Source organism: Leuconostoc garlicum (assembly GCF_001998805.1).
In the GTDB taxonomy this organism is placed as follows: Bacteria; Bacillota; Bacilli; order Lactobacillales; family Lactobacillaceae; genus Leuconostoc; species Leuconostoc lactis.
Window position 1 is genome coordinate 1,442,344 of record NZ_CP016329.1, and the last position, 19,208, is coordinate 1,461,551.

Annotated in this window: 18 protein-coding genes; 1 reads left to right on the forward strand and 17 read right to left on the reverse strand. The window is 43.8% G+C overall.

All coding sequences use genetic code 11. The features are described from left to right. Positions 1–19 precede the first annotated feature (19 nt). The 3 genes from A9176_RS07280 to xerC all read right to left on the reverse strand — a co-directional run bounded on the left by A9176_RS07280 (position 20) and on the right by xerC (position 2,620). Complete coding sequence (locus A9176_RS07280) at positions 20–610, reverse strand: phosphoribosylanthranilate isomerase (RefSeq protein ID WP_077282936.1); 591 nt, start codon at positions 608–610, stop codon at positions 20–22. A gap of 169 nt (positions 611–779) precedes the next feature. Beyond that, on the reverse strand, positions 780–1,658 hold the full coding sequence (locus tag A9176_RS07285) for an aldose 1-epimerase family protein (protein WP_077282938.1): 879 nt from the start codon (positions 1,656–1,658) through the stop codon (positions 780–782). 53 nt (positions 1,659–1,711) lie between these two features. Beyond that, the gene (gene xerC, locus A9176_RS07290) at positions 1,712–2,620 is read right to left on the reverse strand and encodes a tyrosine recombinase XerC (protein ID WP_029509862.1); all 909 of its coding nucleotides are present in this window, start codon (positions 2,618–2,620) and stop codon (positions 1,712–1,714) included. A 151-nt stretch (positions 2,621–2,771) separates the two neighbouring features. Here xerC and A9176_RS07295 point away from each other — a divergent pair, with 151 nt between their 5' ends. After that, positions 2,772–3,212 (forward strand): hypothetical protein, encoded by a 441-nt coding sequence (locus A9176_RS07295; RefSeq protein ID WP_077282940.1) that lies wholly within the window; start codon positions 2,772–2,774, stop codon positions 3,210–3,212. Between the two features lie 28 nt (positions 3,213–3,240). On the opposite strand, the gene A9176_RS07300 is transcribed toward A9176_RS07295, so the two are convergent. The 14 genes from A9176_RS07300 to glyQ form a co-directional block, all read right to left on the reverse strand. Further along, the gene (locus A9176_RS07300) at positions 3,241–4,584 is read right to left on the reverse strand and encodes a PFL family protein (protein WP_077283277.1); all 1,344 of its coding nucleotides are present in this window, start codon (positions 4,582–4,584) and stop codon (positions 3,241–3,243) included. 69 nt (positions 4,585–4,653) lie between these two features. After that, positions 4,654–4,926, reverse strand: a complete 273-nt coding sequence (locus tag A9176_RS07305) for an ACT domain-containing protein (RefSeq protein WP_010000932.1) — start codon at positions 4,924–4,926, stop codon at positions 4,654–4,656. An 82-nt stretch (positions 4,927–5,008) separates the two neighbouring features. Further along, positions 5,009–6,169, reverse strand: a complete 1,161-nt coding sequence (locus A9176_RS07310; protein ID WP_077282943.1) for a hydroxymethylglutaryl-CoA synthase — start codon at positions 6,167–6,169, stop codon at positions 5,009–5,011. 88 nt (positions 6,170–6,257) lie between these two features. Beyond that, positions 6,258–7,880 (reverse strand): ABC-F family ATP-binding cassette domain-containing protein, encoded by a 1,623-nt coding sequence (locus tag A9176_RS07315; protein WP_010005657.1) that lies wholly within the window; start codon positions 7,878–7,880, stop codon positions 6,258–6,260. 160 nt (positions 7,881–8,040) lie between these two features. Beyond that, complete coding sequence (locus tag A9176_RS07320) at positions 8,041–8,478, reverse strand: hypothetical protein (protein WP_077282945.1); 438 nt, start codon at positions 8,476–8,478, stop codon at positions 8,041–8,043. Positions 8,479–8,571: 93 nt separating this feature from the next. Next, on the reverse strand, positions 8,572–9,309 hold the full coding sequence (locus tag A9176_RS07325) for an RsmE family RNA methyltransferase (protein WP_077282947.1): 738 nt from the start codon (positions 9,307–9,309) through the stop codon (positions 8,572–8,574). Next, positions 9,309–10,187: a 50S ribosomal protein L11 methyltransferase gene (gene prmA, locus A9176_RS07330; protein WP_077282949.1), complete on the reverse strand. Its 879-nt coding sequence runs from the start codon at positions 10,185–10,187 to the stop codon at positions 9,309–9,311. Before prmA ends, A9176_RS07325 begins: the two co-directional genes overlap by 1 nt. Next, positions 10,184–11,254 (reverse strand): zinc-binding alcohol dehydrogenase family protein, encoded by a 1,071-nt coding sequence (locus A9176_RS07335; protein ID WP_077282951.1) that lies wholly within the window; start codon positions 11,252–11,254, stop codon positions 10,184–10,186. The genes prmA and A9176_RS07335 overlap by 4 nt, the downstream gene beginning before the upstream one ends. A 9-nt stretch (positions 11,255–11,263) precedes the next feature. Continuing rightward, on the reverse strand, positions 11,264–12,061 hold the full coding sequence (locus tag A9176_RS07340; protein ID WP_010005652.1) for a hypothetical protein: 798 nt from the start codon (positions 12,059–12,061) through the stop codon (positions 11,264–11,266). Continuing rightward, entirely contained in the window at positions 12,045–13,898 is a 1,854-nt protein-coding gene (lepA, locus tag A9176_RS07345; protein WP_029509854.1) for a translation elongation factor 4, read from the reverse strand. Before lepA ends, A9176_RS07340 begins: the two co-directional genes overlap by 17 nt. Before the next feature lie 118 nt (positions 13,899–14,016). Further along, positions 14,017–14,904: a DMT family transporter gene (locus A9176_RS07350; protein ID WP_077282953.1), complete on the reverse strand. Its 888-nt coding sequence runs from the start codon at positions 14,902–14,904 to the stop codon at positions 14,017–14,019. 90 nt (positions 14,905–14,994) lie between these two features. Beyond that, a complete protein-coding gene (locus A9176_RS07355; RefSeq protein WP_077282955.1) occupies positions 14,995–16,044 on the reverse strand; it encodes a Gfo/Idh/MocA family oxidoreductase in 1,050 nt (349 codons plus the stop codon). Positions 16,045–16,086: 42 nt separating this feature from the next. Further along, entirely contained in the window at positions 16,087–18,147 is a 2,061-nt protein-coding gene (glyS, locus tag A9176_RS07360; protein ID WP_077282957.1) for a glycine--tRNA ligase subunit beta, read from the reverse strand. Positions 18,148–18,218: 71 nt separating this feature from the next. Next, positions 18,219–19,160, reverse strand: a complete 942-nt coding sequence (gene glyQ / locus A9176_RS07365; RefSeq protein ID WP_010000918.1) for a glycine--tRNA ligase subunit alpha — start codon at positions 19,158–19,160, stop codon at positions 18,219–18,221. Between the last annotated feature and the right edge of the window lie 48 nt (positions 19,161–19,208).

The following is a 19,208-nucleotide window of genomic DNA, read 5'->3' on the forward strand; positions in this document are numbered from 1 at the left end:
CTTTTTTGTGGTCATGATATTAATTTTGATGGGCAATCGTGACTAATTGTGACAGCAAGGCCAAATCCTTCACACCGTCGACTTCAACAGCTGTAGCAATAGCGACCCATTCTGGCTGCACCTGCGTCATCGCAGTTTGTAGATTGTCAACTGTCCAGTCACCCGCCAACATGATTGGCTTTTTCCGAAGCGGCTTGGGTGGTACTGATTGCCAATCAAAAGATGTCTCAATCTCAGTAGCAGTATCTATCACAATAATATCAGCCACTGTCTCTAGCATGACTTCTACTGGTTGTCGAACTTGAATGACGGGAACACTGCGATCGTGTAACAAAGTCACCGCATCTTCAGTTGTTTGACTCGGCAACTGCACCCCTTGAATCACCCCATTATCAAAAAAAGTGAGGATATCCATCACATTTTGCGCTTCAAACACACCATATAGTGGTATGTTTTTATCCAACTGCTCACGAATCTGCATCGCTGTCATAATTCCAACACTGTGTCGATGTCCTGGCGCGAGCATCACGCTCGCCATATCAGGTTGGAGCGTATTGACGAGATCAGCATCCGCCACATTCATTAGCCCACTCAAGTTAATTTTAGTCATAATTTGGTGATAATCCTCTTAATCTGCTTAATAGTGTTCATTTTATCATTTTTACACAAATAAAAACGTTCTAAAAATAGTTGTGTGAACAATATTTTCAGAACGTCTAGTGTCATGATGATGATTAATCACAGCACCTAAAATGTTATCAAAACGGATATTAACTGGTTTAAAAGAATTGCATACTATAGGTACCCTTAAAGGTATCGCCGGCAGCCAAAACATTCACGCCAAACTTTTCTTTGAAGTTACCCGTTGAATCCACCGTATCCGCAATGCCCCACCAAGGTTCAAGGGCAATAAATGGTGCTTCTTTACCGGCTGGTGTCCAGATGCCAATAAATTGTGCATTATCTAATGTCATCCGTAGGCCGTGTTGGTTCGCCAAACGTGCCAGCAAGAATGACGTTTTTTGACGATCCAACTTCAAAATAATAGCGTCATCATGATAATCTTCCTGTCGCAACCGTAATGGAATATTGGCATTAAACGGTGTTGCGGCATTAGGATTTGAATATGGCCCAGTCAAGCGTACGCGATCATAGATTTTTTCTGGTTCAATTGATACGTAATAATCGGAAAACTTACCGCCATCCAATGGTAGATTAAAGGCCGGATGCCCACCAACACTAAAGAAGAGCGATTCTTCCTTATCCGTATTCGTCACAATATAAGCAACTTTCAATTCGTTGTCATCGGTTAACTCATAACTAATATCAAATTGAAACTTAAATGGGTAAATACGCAAAGTTGAATCTGTGTCATGAATCCGGAAAACCACACGGATTTCACTTTGTTCAACTACCTCAAACAAGGTATTGCGCGCAAAACCGTGTTGATTCATAAAATAAGTTTCACCAGCGACTTTGAATTGATCACCGCGTAAACGGCCAACAATTGGAAAAAGATTAGACGCATGGCGTCCCCAATATTTAGGGTCTCCAACCCAAATATATTCCAATTTAGCCTGCTTATGCCAAACGCTTGTCAATTCAGCGCCGTATTCGTTAATCTGAACTTTTAAGTCATTATTTTCTAGTGTAATCATAATATCTATATTCTACCAAATTTTTTTACAAAATGTTGTGCTGTCTGCGTTGATCAGTCTTTTTTTGCACGTGGAAAGAAAGACTGATAATTTTTTTGCAGGCTTTCCCGCGTCACGTGTGTATACATCTGCGTGGTTGACAAGTTCACATGTCCCAATAATTCCTGAACTGTGCGCATATCAGCCCCGTGATTCAACAGATGGGTAGCAAAAGTATGACGCAACATATGCGGATGAATGGTGCCAGTTAACGCTGATTTTTTCATCAATTCATTTAAAATATAAGTAATCCCAGCCGCCGTAATCGGTTCGCCGCGATGATTCACGAAAACACGATCATGCGGGGGTTGCTTCGCCACTAACTGCGGTCGTAGCTCATGTAAATATTGGGTCATGGCTTGGGCTGCAAAATGACCAAATGGCACGTAGCGATCCTTGTTCCCTTTACCGTGAATTAACACTAATCGTTGGGCAAAATCGAGTTGGGCAATGGTTAAATTGGCAATTTCCGCCACACGCGCACCGGTTGCATACAAAAATTCAAGTAACGCCGCGTTGCGTTGCCAAAGTGGCTCATCTTCTGCATAAGCCACTTCAAACAATGTCGTCAATTCCGATTCGTAAAAAAATTCTGGTAAATGGCTTTGGTGTTTACGCAACGCCACATTTTCAAACGGATTATCACTGACAAATTGATTGGCCAACATAAATTGAAAAAACATCCGCAAACTACTAATTTTACGGGCAATCGTTGTACGTGCCAACTGGCGCTCATACAACTCATTTAAATACACCCGAACGTCTAAAGTCTGTACCGCACGGTAAGTCGTAAAACCACCATTTTCGGCTAAAAACGTGGTGAAGGCTTCGATATCAGTTAGATAAGCTTTGACGGTTAAATCAGAATATTGCCGTTCAGCTTGCAGGTAATCTTGATACAATTGTGCTTCTTTGGTTATCATATTCTTATTATAACCTGAAAAACTTAAGAACCTTTAAATTTGGTTATAATCAATCAAACATCCCCCTGTTAACAACGTATTTCGCTATGATAGAAGTAGCTAAATTTTATTCTTGATTGAAAAATATGAGTAGACGTCAGGGAGTATCCTTATGAAAATTCCAATACAAACACCACTTGAACAATTACGTGATGCCATCAACACGATGCAACATCAGCTTCAGCAAGGGATTGCGGTTTTCCGTAAAAATATTTTGACAAACCGTGATGCACAACACGTACCCAAGCACCCACGATCTAAGACGGATTCCCACGCCGTCTCAATTGTATCTTATGAAGCCGCACCTAAAGCAGTTGATGCCGAAAGCTTTGCTTACGCACTAACAGCTGAAATGACCGAAAATCAAGCGGATAATTTGACACAACCTACCCGTCAACACTGGTATCGGGTTTTATGGCAACACCCCGCTCGCGTGATCGCGGTGCTGGTGATTATGGTTTTGCTGGTTTATACAGTGATTATGTTTGCGCAAGCTAAGAGCAATCACACCACACAAATCACGAGCCCAAATACACAACAACGCAGTAATTAAAAAGCAACGCCCAGATGGGCGTTGCTTTTTAATTCTTAAAGGAATGAATTGGGGCTGGAATATGCCCACCACGATTAATAAAATCAGCACTTGACTTCGGTACGACTGGCATCACTGGCGCTGTCCCCAGCAAGCCACCGTAATCGACCATATCCCCAACTTTAGTCCCGTTGGTTGGTAACACACGCACTGCGGTTGTCTTGTTGTTTTGTACACCGATTGCTGCTTCATCAGCGATCATAGCCGCAATCGTTGTTGCTGGCGTATCACCCGGCACGGCAATCATGTCCAACCCAACTGAGCATACGGATGTCATCGCCTCAAGCTTGGCCAATGACAAAATACCAGCTTTAACCGCATCAATCATGCCCGCATCTTCAGAAACAGGAATAAAGGCCCCTGATAAGCCACCAACACGTTGTGACGCCATCACGCCACCCTTTTTTACCGCATCATTGAGCAACATCAAAGCTGCCGTTGTCCCATGAGTCCCAACCATTTCTAAGCCGATTTCTTCCAAGACTTCTGCCACTGAATCACCACGAGCGGGTGTTGGTGCTAGACTCAAATCCACAATGCCAAATTCAACGCCTAACCGTTCGGCTGCTAACGCCCCAACCATTTGACCGACACGTGTAATCTTAAAGGCAGTCTTTTTAACCGTTTCTGCAACAATTTGAATTGGTTCGCCCTTCACTTTTTCAAGTGCACGCTTCACGACACCAGGGCCAGAAACACCGACATTAATCACCACATCGGCTTCTGTCACGCCATGGAAAGCCCCTGCCATAAACGGATTATCTTCCACGGCATTGGCAAATACGACTAACTTCGCATTGGCTGTGTCTGACTTATCCGTAATGGCTTTGATCGTTTCACCCATTAACTTCACCGCATCCAAGTTAATGCCTGCTTTGGATGAGCCAATATTCACACTTGACATGACCAAGTCTGTTTCAGTCAAGACGCGGGGTAATGATTTTATCAGAGCTAGGTCACCATTGGCAAACCCCTTTTGTACAAGCGCTGAATAGCCGCCAATAAAGTCGACCCCAACGGTTTTAGCCGCATCATCCAAGGCATGCGCGTATAACAACATCTCATCTGGTGTCGCCTTCCCAGCAATTAAAGCAATTGGTGTCACACTAATGCGCTTGTTGGTAATTGGAATCCCGAATTCACGTTCGATTTGTTGCGCGACCGCCACTAAATCCTTGGCGTAAGTCGTAATTTTATCATAAATATTTTTTGCCGTATCTGCCGGTGTGCCAGCAATTGTATCAAGCAGTGAAATACCCATTGTTACAGTACGAATATCCAAATGCTCTTCGGCAACCATGTTGATTGTTTCTATAATTTGCGTGGTTTCCATGACTTCTCCCAAATTTTTGGCCATTGGTCAACAGCAATGGCACATCAAAATAACCCCTAATGTCAAGCTTTAAACACGACGCATCGCATCAAAAATTTCTTCACGTTGGGTATGAATTTCAACATTTAACTGTTGCCCCAGAACATTCAAATCATCTTGTAAGCCATTAAAGGTTTCATCTAGTTGTTCAAGATTCACCAACATGCTCATTGTGAAAATATCAGACATGATCGTTTGTGAGACATCTAAAATATTCACATCATGTGCTGCTAAAGTTTGTGCTACGCTGGCAATAATGCCTGGCTTATCTTTTCCAACTACGGTTACAACTGCTTTTGCCATGATTTTCCCTCTTTAAAAAAGTTATTTTACGTATTATACAATAAGACCCGCGCCCTTGTCATTAACTGAATGCGATTTGCGACTAACGATACAACCGTTCGCCGGCTTGCCAACCTAAAAATTGTACCGTTTTGGCATCATCGCGGGCTTGGGTTTTCGCGTCAACATGCGAATCATACAAGTGTGAGGTGAACATGGCCTCATATTCAGCCACACTGACCTGATGGCGGTTTGCCAATAAGGCATCCGTCATAGTGTTTGGCACATAGTCAGCAAAGTTATCTTGTAAGGTCACTGAATATAATTCAGCTTCAGCGCCAGAACCATAACTAAAGACAGCAATATCTTCCCCAGCCACTAAATCCGTTGCCTGACTTAAAAGAGATAGCAAACTCAAATAAACTGATCCAGTATATAAATTTCCCACCTGACGACTATAGACTTGACTAGCAGTTAAATGCTCAGCCAAACGGGTTTGCTGGGCAGGTGACGCTTCGGCCATAATTTGATCCAGCGCTTTCTTCCCCATTTTTGTATAAGGTAAATGGAACGCAAAGCCAGCAAAATCATCAAGGACATGTTGCGTTTGCTTTTGATAACGTTGCCAAAGTGTCAAAAACATCTCTTTATAAACATCAGTTGAGAGATGCCCGTCAACTAACGCTTCTTCACGATCAACCGGTCGCCAGAAATCAGCGACATTCCGACTCATATAAACAGAATCTGAATTAATCGCTAAAATTTTCGGTTCACTCGCCACAACCATGGCAATGGCACCAGCCCCTTGTGTGACTTCACCTGGTGTTCCCAAACCATAACGGGCAATATCGGCCGCAATCACCAAAACCCGCTTTTCTGGATGCAAGGTCACGTAGTCGCGCGCCTGCATTAAACCAAATGTCCCCGCATAGCAAGCCTGCTTTAACTCAATAGTACGCGAAAATTCTGATAAATTTAACAATTTTTGAGCGTAGACGGCAGCTGATTTGGAATTATCAATCCCTGATTCCGTGGCAAAAATGACCATGTCAATCGCTGCACGGTCGTCATCCGTTAAAATACTTTGGGCAGCATTAACGCCCATCGTCACGATGTCTTCATAGTTGGGTACGACAGCTTGTTGCGATTGGCCGATGCCAATCGTATATTTTTCTGGTTCATCTCCACGTGCTTGCGCGAGTTCAGTAAGATCTAACACATAATTTGGTGTGTAAAATCCGATTTTATCAATCCCTATTGTCATGGTTATTGTCTTTCCTTTGATCATGTGCGTTGACGCAAAAAAGCGTCCTCAGACGCCTTTTTTACGATATATGGGTTAAACACACAGCTTAATAAAGTTCCTTGACCTTTTCTTGGATACTTGGTGTTGAAATAAATTCATCATACGTTGTATCCACACGGTCCACAGCACCTTTGGCTGAAACTTCAATCACGTGGTTGGCGGTCGTTGCCAAGAACTCGTGATCGTGAGAAGTCATAATAATGCCACCCTTAAAGTTCACCACGGCATCGTTTAATGATTGAATTGATTCCAAATCCAAGTGGTTCGTTGGGTCATCCATGAGTAAGACGTTTGCCTTCAATAACATCATCTTAGCCAAGGTAATACGCACCTTCTCACCACCAGAAAGGACTTTGATTTGCTTCAAAGAATCGTCGCCGCGGAACAACATTTGTCCCAACATACCACGAAGACTTGTATTGTCCTTTTGATCTTCTTCCGCAAAATCACGCAACCAATCCAAAATCGTTGCTTCTTGATCGTCAAAGTTATCATTCAAATCTTTGGCAATATAAGATTGTGAGGTTGTCACACCCCAAGTCACTGACCCAGTGTCTGGTTCAAGCGTGCCGGCAATAATTTGCATCAGGGTTGTCGTTGCCAAATCAGAGCGTGACAAGATCGCAATTTTATCGCCAGGACGACCGATAAATGAAATATTATCGAGCACTTTTTCCCCATCAATTGTCTTAGAGACATTTTCAACACGGATCATGTCGTTACCCAATTCACGGTTCATTGGGAAATTAATGAATGGATACTTACGTGATGATGGCTTGATATCATCCAATGTAATCTTTTCCAATTGCTTCTTACGAGCAGTGGCTTGCTTTGACTTAGAAGCATTGGCTGAGAAACGGGCCACGAATTCTTGCAATTGCTTAATTTGTTCTTCCTTCTTAGCATTTTGCTGAGAAGCCAAACGTTGCGCCAATTCAGAAGATTCACGCCAGAAGTCGTAGTTACCAACGAATGGTGTGATCTTACCAAAGTCAACATCCAAGATGTTGGTTGATACAGCGTTTAGGAAGTGACGGTCGTGGGATACCACAATCACTAGGTTCGGGAAATCAGCCAAGAAATCTTCTAACCAGTTAATTGTCTGCACATCCAGACCGTTGGTTGGTTCATCAAGCACCAAAATGTCAGGGTTACCAAACAAAGCTTGCGCCAACAACACCTTCACTTTATCATTTTCAGTTAGTTCACCCATCAATGTATATTGCATATCGTCAGGAATACCTAACTTGCTCAACAATTGGCCGGCTTCAACTTCTGCGTTCCAACCATCAAGTTCTTCGAATTCGGCACCCAAATCCGCAACGCGGACACCGTCTTCATCATTGAAATCCGGTTTGGCATAAATGGCATCCATTTCCGTCTTGACTTCATACAAACGCTTATGCCCTTGAATCACTGTGTCCAACACGGTAAATTCATCAAAAGCAAAGTGATCTTGTTGCAAAGATGACATCCGTTCACCTTCACCAATCGCAATCACACCTTCTGTTGGTTGCAATTCACCTTGTAATAACTTCAAAAAAGTTGACTTACCGGCACCATTGGCACCGATAATACCGTAAGTATTGCCAGGCGTCAACTTTAAGTTAACATCTTGATATAATTTAGGCCCAGCAAAGCTGAAGCTCATGTCTGATACTGTGATCAATTAAATTTCCTCCATTATCGCTATGTTCAGGTTGTTTTATCTCAATCACCAAACACAGTTCTGTAAAAATACCTGTTATAACTATAACAGAAAAAGCGCGAAAGGTCGCGCTTTTTCATAACTTTATTCCAACACAATCCCTGAATAATCTGGGTTGATATTACGATTTAAAGCCACCTTCAACCGGTATTTGGAACGTTTCGGACTCACCAGAATTCAAATCATGAAAACCATTTTCAATTGGAATCAAATTTTCATCTGGATCATCTCGTGTATCACCCAAAAAAGTAAAGAGGCTTAAGACAACGTATAATAAACTGAAATAAAAGCCGTATGATATCGACACTAAACCTAACCAAAGTGTCGCAACTAATGCAAAAATGATTGGCATTAATAATAATGTGACAGGTGAATAACCATGGCGGCGAACATCATAACCGAGATACAACATGTAAGCACTATTAAGGATGATATAAATAAAGATCACTTTATGCAAACTCGTCCAACCTGCTAGTTCACCCAAGAAAGGTAGGCTCCAGCCAAATATAATCGCAGCCAACCATTGATAACCATAATATTTTTTAAACGTCTTTTTCATCCGTGACCACCTTTAATAACAATTCTATCTTATCTGATTATATTACAGCGCACGTTAATATAGTAGCCCAATGTTATGTTTTGTGGCAAAAAATTAATTTAATTCTTTTAAAACACTAATTGCCGATAAGGCATACAATGGTGCCGTTTCGGCACGTAAAATGCGTGGCCCTAGCCCTGCTGGTTTAAACCCATGTGCACTTAAAGCCGCTACTTCATCAGCTGTGAGGCCACCTTCAGGCCCAAACACCAGGGCCAGTGACGCCCTTGCTGGTAAGGGCTTGACGACTTGAACAAGCGTCCCCACTTCGCCCTCACGCGCAGATTCTTCCCAGGCGACTATCCCAGCTTGCTTGGGTAACGACAAGACTTCTGACCATGACAAAAAATCAATGGTCGGAATCATCAAGCGATGCGACTGTTCTGCTGCTGCTTGCGCAATTTTTTCTAAACGCATTGCTTTTTTAAGCTGTTGTTTCCGCCAATCAGCCACTGTGCGCGTCATCGTTGTAAAAATAATGCGATGCACACCAAGTTCCGTGGCTTTTTGAACAAACCAATCAGACCGATCATTTTTTAACGGCGACACGATTGCCGTGACCTGAACTGGCAATTCTACATTTTCCGTTAACCGCGAGACCACTTTTAGGGTCATCTCCGTTGGTGTAATCGCTACGACTTCACCAACGACCACCTCTTGATCTTGACTGACAAACTCTGCTTGCGAGCCGACGCGTGCACGCAACACTTTACCAAAATGCTTAAAAACATCTTGCTCAGCTTTGAGGACAATGTCATCAGCAATTGGTTGCTTAAGAAAATAACGTTGCATTACTCCGTTTCCTCTCGTTTTGCAATATAACTATGCCATTCACCCATCTGTGCTTTTTGCACCACATGATAGCCATGTGATACCAGTTGCTGTTCAATTTCTGGGGCAATCGCGTCATAGATCCCAGATACCAAGAAATAACCGTTTGGTTTCAGGAGTGGGATTGTTTGTGGAATGAGACGCGCAATGACATCGGCCAAAATATTAGCCACAATTAAATCAACTGGCGCAACGGTCACATCCGCTAATAAATCGCTGGCTACGACAGGAATATCTGCGGCTACTGGGTTTAACGCCAAGTTTTCTTTCGCTACAGCCACTGCCATATCGTCAATATCCGTGGCTAAAATTGGGCCAACGCCTAATTGTCTGGCCGCAACGGCCAAAACACCGGACCCCGTTCCCACATCAATCATCGACTCACCACCACGTACAACTGTTTCAAGGGCTTGCATCATCAACTGCGTTGTCTCATGTGTGCCAGTCCCAAAAGCTAGTTTGGGATCCATCACGATTGGTTTTTCATCAGCCTGCTGTGGTTCAAACGGCTCCCAAGATGGCACAACTGTCAAATGTCGTGTAATCCGTTGCTCATGATAGTATTGCTTCCAATTATTTTCCCAATCAGACTGGGCAATCCCGTTCACAGTCATTGTAGCCGGTGCCGCCTGGATTCCAAAATGCGCTAATTCATCTAGGTTTGCACGAATGGCAGATAAGACTTTGGGGAATTGCTCATCATCAGCAAAATAGGCAATGACTTGTACTTCAGCCGTGTCTTCAATTTGAACACCTTCCGCGCCAACCCGTAACAAAATATCTGATACCGCTTCGATTGCTTCAGGTTGTGTTGTAATTTGCACTGCTTGCCAGTTCATCCTATTTCCTCATGTCTAATCACCGCTTTACCAATCATGTGGCCAGCTTCAACCATGGCCGTTGCTTGGCGCAGATTTTCAACGGTTAAGCCCTCAAATGTTGTCGTGAGTGTCGATTGTATGATATGTTGATCAATTAAGTTGGCGACCGTATTCAAAGCCTCACCTTGTGATGCCATATCGACACCATAGTTGCCCTTGGCAAACATAAAGATCCAGCTAAATTGGGCCCCAATATTTTTCAATGGCCCCATATCAATTGGTCCAGTTGTTTCAACGATGCTGGCAATCCGACCAAATGGGCGAATTGTTGTCAAAACCAATGGCCAATACGTATTGGTACCTTGCAAAATCGCAATATTATCGACTTGTTCATGTTGAATTTTGATCAATTGCGCTTTGATATCTTGCTGATAATCTAAGATATAATCAGCGCCTAGTTGCTTCACCCATTCTACTGATTCTAAGCGCGAAGCAGTCGTAATCACCGTCATACCTAAATATTTTGCCAGTTGAATGAGCATCGAACCGACACCACCAGCACCATTTAAAATTAAGATACTCTTGCCGGCAGCGGTTTCGGCTGTTATATCGTATCCAAAAGCATCGTGTAAAATTTCCACTGCTGTAATGGCAGTTAAAGGCACCGCAGCGGCTTCTGCTGGCGTCAAAGCACGGGGTGCATGTCCCACTAAACGGGCATCGACAACTTGATAATCCGCATGCGCACCTTGTTGCCGTTGTGCGCCAGCATAATAAACTTTATCCCCAACGGCAAAATTTGATACTTCAGCGCCAGTTGCGACCACCTCACCCATTGCATCAAAACCAAGAATGCGAAAAACCCCAGTGTCTTGATAACTTTGGCGCATCTTACTGTCAACTGGATTGAGACCACTGGCAGCGACTTTAACCAACAATTCATGCGCTGCTGGCCGTGGTCGGGCGACCTTTTTAGCCAGAAAGACATTAGGATCTTCAACTGGTAAGGCTTGGTCAAAACCAACCGCCCACATCTTATCTTGCCCAAAAGGCCACAATTGTTTGAAAGTATCAAGTAATGACATTTAAGACTCCTATTCTGCTAATCCCGTATTTAAAATATTATTGAGTGTTTCCTTTGATACTTGGTAGTCGCCATGTAACCAGCGACCGGTATAAAGTAAGGTCATTTTAGCTTGAATTGGCTTAGCTGTTGGCAACTGATTTTGTAACACATTTTGCCAATTATCCGACACCATGGCATAAGCAACGAGTCTGAGCTGTGGCTCAGATAATTTGTGCACGTCATCAGCCTTTTTATTCAATTCGCCATCGACGTAATCTCGTACTTTCTTTTGTGCCGCTGGAAGATCAATTGGCACAACCGTATAAGACACGGTCGCATTATGGTAACGATCAAAAGTAATCTGATTAATGCGGTAGTGGCGATCGTGTTGTAGCGTTGCCAAATAATGGCGTGATAACGCTGCCATCACTTCTGATTTGTGATAGGTTTTCCCATCAAAGTCCACTTGGTCAGCCACAGCATCCCCATGATTAAGCGCTTGTTGGATACTCGTCGTAATTTCCTTTTGCCAAGCGGCCGGGGTTAAATGCACGACATCTTTCACATTTGGCGCAGATGCCTGCCCTGTTAAACCAAATGATAATGCGGTTGTTGCTTCTTTTTTGGCTAACTTTTGGCGCGTTGCCTGACTGACACCGTCATAGTTAAAACCAATCCGTGCGATGGCAAAACCAACAACACCAAGCATCACCAGGACTGAAACTGTCACAATAATTACACGGTAACGTTGCACAAACGTCTTTTGTGCCCCGCCCCAATATTTGGCCATCCGTGATTTTGGGTAATCCTTAGTTTCCTCGGGCATATTGTGTATCATCCTCCGTCTTCAACACTGCCATAAAGGCTTCTTGTGGGACGTCGACTGTCCCAACGGACTTCATACGTGCCTTACCACGCTTTTGCTTATCCAACAATTTAGCACGACGATCAGGATCACCTGTATGAATCTTGGCCGTCACGTCCTTACGGTAAGCCTTAATATTCGTTCGTGCCAAAATCTTTGCGCCAATTGCTGCTTGTACGGGAATTTCAAAGTTTTGTCGTGGAATAATTTCTTTCAACTTTGACGTGATAATACGACCACGTTCAGCAGCAAAATCACGATGCACAATGAAACTCAACGCATCGACCTTTTCAGAATTCAACAAAATATCAATCTTGACCAAGTCAGATGGGCGATAACCAGAAATTTCATAATCTAGCGAGGCATAGCCACGTGTACTTGATTTTAATTTGTCAAAGAAATTGAAAATAATTTCTGACAATGGCATCTTATATTTGACATTAACACGTGACGCATCCAAATATTCCATCGTTTCAAATTCACCACGCTTACGTTGTGCCAATTCCATGACGGCGCCAACATATTCATTGGGGACCATAATTTGGGCATCAACATAGGGCTCTTCAATCGCCTTCACCTTAGATGGTTCAGGCATTTCTGATGGGTTTTCAATTTCTAATTCTTCGCCATCGTTGGTCAACACACGGTAAGTAACCGAAGGTGCTGTCGTCACAAGATCCAAATCAAATTCACGTTCTAGTCGTTCCTGAATCACATCCATGTGCAACAACCCGAGGAACCCAACACGGTAACCAAAGCCCAAGGCTTGTGATGTTTCCGGTTCAAATGTCAACGCCGCGTCGTTTAACTGCAACTTTTCTAACGCATCACGCAAATCCGTATATTTGGCATTATCAGATGGGTATAGTCCTGAATAAACCATTGGTGTCATCGGCTTATAACCGGCCAACGGTTCAGAGGCAGGATTCGCCACACTGGTAATCGTATCACCAGAATGCGTCGTATGAATGTCTTTGATAGAAGCCGTCAAATAACCAACATCACCAGCCATCAAATAATCACGCTTTTGCGCATTTGGTGACATCACGCCGACTTCATTGACTTCATACTCGGCACCAGTGTTCATCATGCGAATTTTATCACCAGGCTTCACAATCCCTTCACGCACACGCATGTTGACCACAACACCACGGTATGGGTCATAAGCCGAGTCAAAAATCAAGGCCCGTAATGGTGCTTCCAAATCCCCTGTTGGTGCAGGCAAATCCGTAACAATCTTTTCCAGCAATTCTGGAATGCCAATCCCTTTTTTAGCAGAAGCTAACACGGCTTCTGAAGCATCAATCCCAATCACATCTTCAATCTCAGCACGAACCTTTTCCGGATCAGCAGCTGGGAGATCAATTTTATTAATGACTGGCAAAATTTCCAAGCCGTTATCTAAGGCCAAATAAACATTGGCTAACGTTTGTGCTTCCACGCCTTGTGAGGCATCGACGACTAAAATGGCCCCTTCGGCGGCAGCCAAAGAACGTGACACTTCATAAGAAAAGTCAACGTGCCCAGGTGTGTCAATCAAGTGAAAAATATACGTTTCACCATCTTTAGCATCATACTGCACTTCGACAGCATTTAGCTTAATGGTAATCCCACGTTCACGTTCCAAATCCATTGTATCCAACAATTGATTTTGCATGTCACGTTCTGCCACCGTATGGGTATGTTCCAAAATACGGTCGGCAATCGTCGACTTCCCGTGATCAATATGTGCCACAATGGAAAAATTACGGATATGTTTTTGTCTCTTTTTAAGTTGTTCTAAATTAATTTCTGTCATGTTTATATTGCGTGAAAAACGCGCTTTCTTTCAATTATTCTATCCTATTCATTTTATCATGAAACCGATAAAAAAAGCGTGATGGCATGCTATTTCTAACATAACACCACACACCTTTTTAGATTGTTCGACGCAACGCTTGAATAAAGACGGTGCTAATAATTAAGATTGAGCCAATCATGTCCGCCACGCCAAATGCGATATGGAAAATCAGGATGCTTAATATCGTCCCCATCAACGGTTCCAGGGCACCTAATGTGCTGGCCACCGTTGGTTTAATCCAAGCCAAGCTCTGAATAAACACGACATAAGCAAACGCTGTACCAATCAGAATTGAAAAGCTAAGCAGCCCAATGACTGGTAAACGCCAATCTGGCGCGTCAACCCAAACCGGATTCACAAAATTAATCCCAATGCCACTAATCGCCATCGCCCAGGCACTCACCGTGACTGCACCAAATTTTGTAATCAGTTGATGCGGCAATAACGTATAAAAGACCGCGCCAACACCAGCTAGCAACCCCCAAACTAATGCAGGGGTCGACATTGCCAGGGTGCCAATTTGGCCATGTGTGGCAATTAAGACCGTGCCGACAACTGCAAAAATAATGGCGATAACATCTTGTCGGGCTGGCAGTTGCCAATGTCGAATCGCCAAGAAAATGGCAATCATAATTGGATTCGTAAATTGTAATACCGTTGCGGTAGCGGCATTCCCCGCTTCAATCGCCATAATATACGTGTATTGGACAAATAACATGCCCAAAAACGAGAATACTAACAAATGGCCGGCATCTCGCCAGCGCTTAAACGGCGCAAAAATTTGATTCCCCTGTTTCAAGTAGGCCCAAACGAGCAAGACCGCGCCTGCCACTATCAATCGAAAGGTGGCAAACCAACGCGCATTGACGCCCTGCGCAAATAACATGTCAACTACGACACTATTAATTCCCCACAACAGTGGCCCAAGGATTGCAAACAGCAAGCCTTTTGTTCTATTCGTCATCTTTTCTCCAGTATGTGTTGTCCCATCATTTTTAAGTGACAAAATGAAAAAAGTTTAGCAAATTGCCAAACTTAATGTGTTAGGACGTGATTAAAATTTTACGACACTCGGACTATGATTAAAATCAGCCGCCGACAAGATGGTCATCACCGTTAACATTTGTTCATCGCTCACCAATTTGGGTGCGCCATGTGTGAGCGTATCAAAAACACTGTCATAAATGCGCCCATAGTCCCCTGGGATACTTGGGATCTGCTTCTCAATGCGATCGCCGCTTTGATTCACATAAACCAGTTGCCCATAATTTTGTGGCGCTTCAAGACCAAATCCTGGTGTACCTGGCATCACGCCGGCTTTTAAATCATTTTCCTGTTCATCAACATTATACTTGATAAACGTGCCTTTTGTTCCACGTAATTGCCACTTTGGGTGTTGTACCATCGCTAATTCGGTGGTTTGTACCGTCGCTTTTACGGCATCCTCATAGAATAAATTCACTTCAATTTGATCATCGACGTCTGCCCCTAATTCACGCGTTGCTCGTAAATCATAGGTTGCAGCTTGTGGTGCCCCGAGTAAACTCACCACTTGATCGACTAAATGGACCCCGTGACCAAAGAGTGACCCATCAATCGTAGGGCCTGAGACCACCCCGTCTGAAGGTCGATAATGGTCCATGTGCACTTCCAGCTCCACCAAACGTCCCAAATAACCATGATTCAAAATATGTTGTACGGTTAAAAAATCACTGTCATAGCGTCGTGATTGGTATGGCATCAAAAACAACTGTTGTTCACGTGCCAGTTGGACTAATGTTTGTGTCTCAGCGAGATTAGCTGCCATTGGCTTATCAACTAACACGTTCTTGCCAGCGGCTAACAACTGCTTGGCAACAGCGAAATGACTGCTAGAAGGCGTGACGACCACCACTAAATCAATCGTGTCGTCGTCTAAAATATCTTGTATATCGGTTGAAAAAATCGTCCCAGTTGCTTCCCAGTAAGCTTGATCAGCCGGCCGCTTGCCAAGGGTTGGCGTCACAACACGACCAACGCGGAATTTATCCAAACGTAACTTTAAATACGGTAAATGGTAACGATTCGTACTTTTACCAAAACCAACATAAGCAATATTTAACATGTTATTGTCGCCTCTATCTTTCAGTCTATTGCGGCAGCTCAATTACTTGATAACGATTTTTTCTAAATCACCCAATCCTGAAATCAAGCGGTTAATTAAGTGCAGTTGTGCATAGCGGTTATTTTTAACGGCTTCATCGTCAACATTGACCATTGTCTCGTCAAAGTAAGCCGCAATTGGGGCTTGTAAGTTGGCCAATGCTTGGTAAACAGCTTCACTGCCCGCCATCACTAGCGTGTGCAAATCAAGTGATTGCGTTGCCGCATACAACGCCACTTCAGCTTCATTTTCAAACAGAGCAGGATCAACTGTCGCATCCATGTCATACTTCACAGCCAAGCGTGACACACGTGTCAATGACGCAATGACATCACGGAAGTTCGCATCATCAGCATGTTTGGCCAATGTTTGTACACGTTGTGCCACGTACACAACATCCAAATTCACGACATTAGCAGTACCGGCTGCCACAAGATCTTGACGTGTGCCAGCATCAAGGGCTAACTTGCGGACACGATCTAAAATAAAGGCATGGATAGCGGCAGTATCAACATGACTTGATACCTCACCTGTTTTGGCAATAAAGCTTTCAAGCAATGGCGCTAACGCAATTCGCCACTGCTTGGCTTGCAACGTACGGACAATCCCTGTCGCTGCACGTCGTAAACCATAAGGGTCATTTGACCCTGATGGGACAAGATCGGCTGCAAAGAATGTCACCAAAGTATCTAATTTATCAGCAATCGCTAAGACAGCCCCAATATCTGATTGGGCTACTTCACCGGCAGCAGACGTTGGCATGTAATGTTCGCGTACGGCAGTTGCAACTGCAGTGTTTTCACCGAATAATTGCGCATAGTGTTCACCCATAATACCTTGCAATTCGTCGAATTCGCCGACCATGCCCGTCATCAAATCAAACTTATAAATGTCAGCTGCACGTGCCAAATCGGCTTTCTTCGTATTATCGAAACCTAATCGATCCGCTAATTCAGCAGCCAAAAGGCCGACACGTTGCATATGTTCGTAAACTGTCCCAATTTTTTCATGGAACACCAATTTTTCAACTTTTGCCATATAATCGGCAATCGTCTTTTGTTGGTCTTCATGATAGAAAAATTCAGCATCTTCCAAACGTGCCACCAGCACCTTTTCGTTACCAGCAATCACGTTACGCAAATGTTCATCATTCCCATTACGAACTGATAGGAAATGTGGCAAGAGTTGACCTGATTGATCGGTCACATAAAAGAAACGTTGGTGTTCACGCATTGAGGTCATCAACACATCATCTGGTACGGCCAAATACTTTTCATCAAAGCTACCCGCAAAGGCCATTGGCCATTCCACAATGTTGTTAACTTCTTCCAATAAGTCTTGTGACTTGTCAGAATCAAGTTGCAACACCCAGCCATTTTCTTGCGCAATGGCTGCCAACTGTTGGCTGATTGTTGCCCGACGTTCGTCGGCATCAACCAACACGTGCGCAGCTCTTAACGTTTCCACATAATCCTCAGCAGTTGGGATTGTCACTTGTTCGTCTGACAAGAAACGATGACCCCGCGTGATCCGGTCTGTTTGAACATCTAAAATACTAAAATCCAGCACTTTGTCATCCAGTAAAGCGACCAACCAACGAATTGGTCGCACATATAAGAAGGCGTTGTTGGCCCACTTCATGTACGTTGAGAACTTCATTTGTGCGACAACTTCATCGCCAATTTGCGCTAAAATTTCTGCCGCTGGCACACCAGGCGTTGTCTTTGTTAGCCAGACATAGCCATCACGTTCTTCAAAGTCTTCCGGCGTTGCCCCTTGACCGCGCGCAAAGCCTTGGGCTGCCTTTGTCCAGTTGCCTTGTTCATCTTTTGCACGGTCAATTGAAGGCCCACGCTTTTCTTCTGACAAAGTTTCTGATTCAGCAGCGACATCCAATAATTGTACAGCTAAACGACGAGGCGTTGAATAAGCCTTAATTTCCCCTACAGCTAAGCGATGTTCGGCTAAAAAGGCTGCTGTCCGCGTTACCAGTTGCGCTTCTGATGGGGTGACCAAATGCGCCGGCACTTCTTCCAATCCAATTTCTAGTAAAAATGTTGACATCTTGATTTCTCCAATTTTAGTTTGTAACCCACATCAACCTGACGAATGGCCGTCAAGTCTATTGCAATCCGTTAGACTGTTTCATCCACCGTGTATTTACCATTTTCACCCAGATACTTTTCCCGCAAGGCTTCGTCTTTCAACAAGGGGAAGCCTAACTTAGCCCGTTCTTCGATGAAAACCTTTGATACTTGGCGTGCCATTGTTCGAATCCGGTGAAGGTACCCTGCACGCTCCGTCACAGATACAGTGCCACGGGCATCCAATAAATTAAAGGTATGTGATGACTTCAAAATGTAGTCATAGGCTGGATGCACTAAGCCAAGGCCCAACAAACGTGTCGCTTCGGCTTCATATTCGTCAAAATGACGCAAGAGCATGTCTTGATCTGACGCTTCAAAGGCGTAAGTTGAATGTTCAAATTCAGGTTCCTTGAAAATATCACCATAAAGGACGCCATTGCCCCATTCTAAATCATAAACAGTTGGGACATCTTGAATATAAGAAGCCAACCGTTCCAAACCATACGTTACTTCAGCTGTGACAGAATCGACTTCAATCCCACCAACTTGTTGGAAATACGTAAATTGCGTGACTTCCATGCCGTCAAGCCAAACTTCCCAACCAATACCAGCCGCACCCATTGAAGGGTTTTCCCAGTTGTCTTCAACGAAACGAATATCATGTTCTAGTGGCTTAATACCCAAGGCTTCCAATGACCCCAAGTAAAGCTCTTGGATATTAACAGGACTAGGCTTCATCACCACTTGGAATTGGTGGTGTTGGAACAAACGGTTGGGGTTATCCCCATAACGGCCATCGGCTGGTCGGCGAGAAGGTTGAACATAAGCTGCGTTCCAAGGTTCTGGTCCATTAGCGCGCAGGAATGTGTAAGGGGATTGGGTACCGGCCCCCACTTCATTATCGTAGGCTTGCATCAGGTTTGCGCCTTGCTTCGCCCAGTATTGTTGCAACGTTAAAATAATATCTTGCATTGATAATTTATTTGTCATGTTTTACTCCTTATTTTTGACGCCCTGACGGCTACTTATTCGCACCAT

Excerpts from the sequence above, each read along its gene's own strand:
- glyQ (WP_010000918.1), bottom strand. The coding sequence starts at position 19,160 with ATGACAAATAAATTATCAATGCAAGATATTATTTTAACGTTGCAACAA.
- prmA (WP_077282949.1), bottom strand. The coding sequence starts at position 10,187 with ATGAACTGGCAAGCAGTGCAAATTACAACACAACCTGAAGCAATCGAA.
- lepA (WP_029509854.1), bottom strand. The coding sequence starts at position 13,898 with ATGACAGAAATTAATTTAGAACAACTTAAAAAGAGACAAAAACATATC.
- A9176_RS07355 (WP_077282955.1), bottom strand. The coding sequence starts at position 16,044 with ATGTTAAATATTGCTTATGTTGGTTTTGGTAAAAGTACGAATCGTTAC.
- A9176_RS07280 (WP_077282936.1), bottom strand. The coding sequence starts at position 610 with ATGACTAAAATTAACTTGAGTGGGCTAATGAATGTGGCGGATGCTGAT.
- A9176_RS07310 (WP_077282943.1), bottom strand. The coding sequence starts at position 6,169 with ATGACAATAGGGATTGATAAAATCGGATTTTACACACCAAATTATGTG.
- A9176_RS07305 (WP_010000932.1), bottom strand. The coding sequence starts at position 4,926 with ATGGCAAAAGCAGTTGTAACCGTAGTTGGAAAAGATAAGCCAGGCATT.
- A9176_RS07325 (WP_077282947.1), bottom strand. The coding sequence starts at position 9,309 with ATGCAACGTTATTTTCTTAAGCAACCAATTGCTGATGACATTGTCCTC.
- A9176_RS07350 (WP_077282953.1), bottom strand. The coding sequence starts at position 14,904 with ATGACGAATAGAACAAAAGGCTTGCTGTTTGCAATCCTTGGGCCACTG.
- A9176_RS07340 (WP_010005652.1), bottom strand. The coding sequence starts at position 12,061 with ATGCCCGAGGAAACTAAGGATTACCCAAAATCACGGATGGCCAAATAT.
- xerC (WP_029509862.1), bottom strand. The coding sequence starts at position 2,620 with ATGATAACCAAAGAAGCACAATTGTATCAAGATTACCTGCAAGCTGAA.
- glyS (WP_077282957.1), bottom strand. The coding sequence starts at position 18,147 with ATGTCAACATTTTTACTAGAAATTGGATTGGAAGAAGTGCCGGCGCAT.
- A9176_RS07320 (WP_077282945.1), bottom strand. The coding sequence starts at position 8,478 with ATGAAAAAGACGTTTAAAAAATATTATGGTTATCAATGGTTGGCTGCG.
- A9176_RS07335 (WP_077282951.1), bottom strand. The coding sequence starts at position 11,254 with ATGTCATTACTTGATACTTTCAAACAATTGTGGCCTTTTGGGCAAGAT.
- A9176_RS07300 (WP_077283277.1), bottom strand. The coding sequence starts at position 4,584 with ATGGAAACCACGCAAATTATAGAAACAATCAACATGGTTGCCGAAGAG.
- A9176_RS07285 (WP_077282938.1), bottom strand. The coding sequence starts at position 1,658 with ATGATTACACTAGAAAATAATGACTTAAAAGTTCAGATTAACGAATAC.
- A9176_RS07295 (WP_077282940.1), top strand. The coding sequence starts at position 2,772 with ATGAAAATTCCAATACAAACACCACTTGAACAATTACGTGATGCCATC.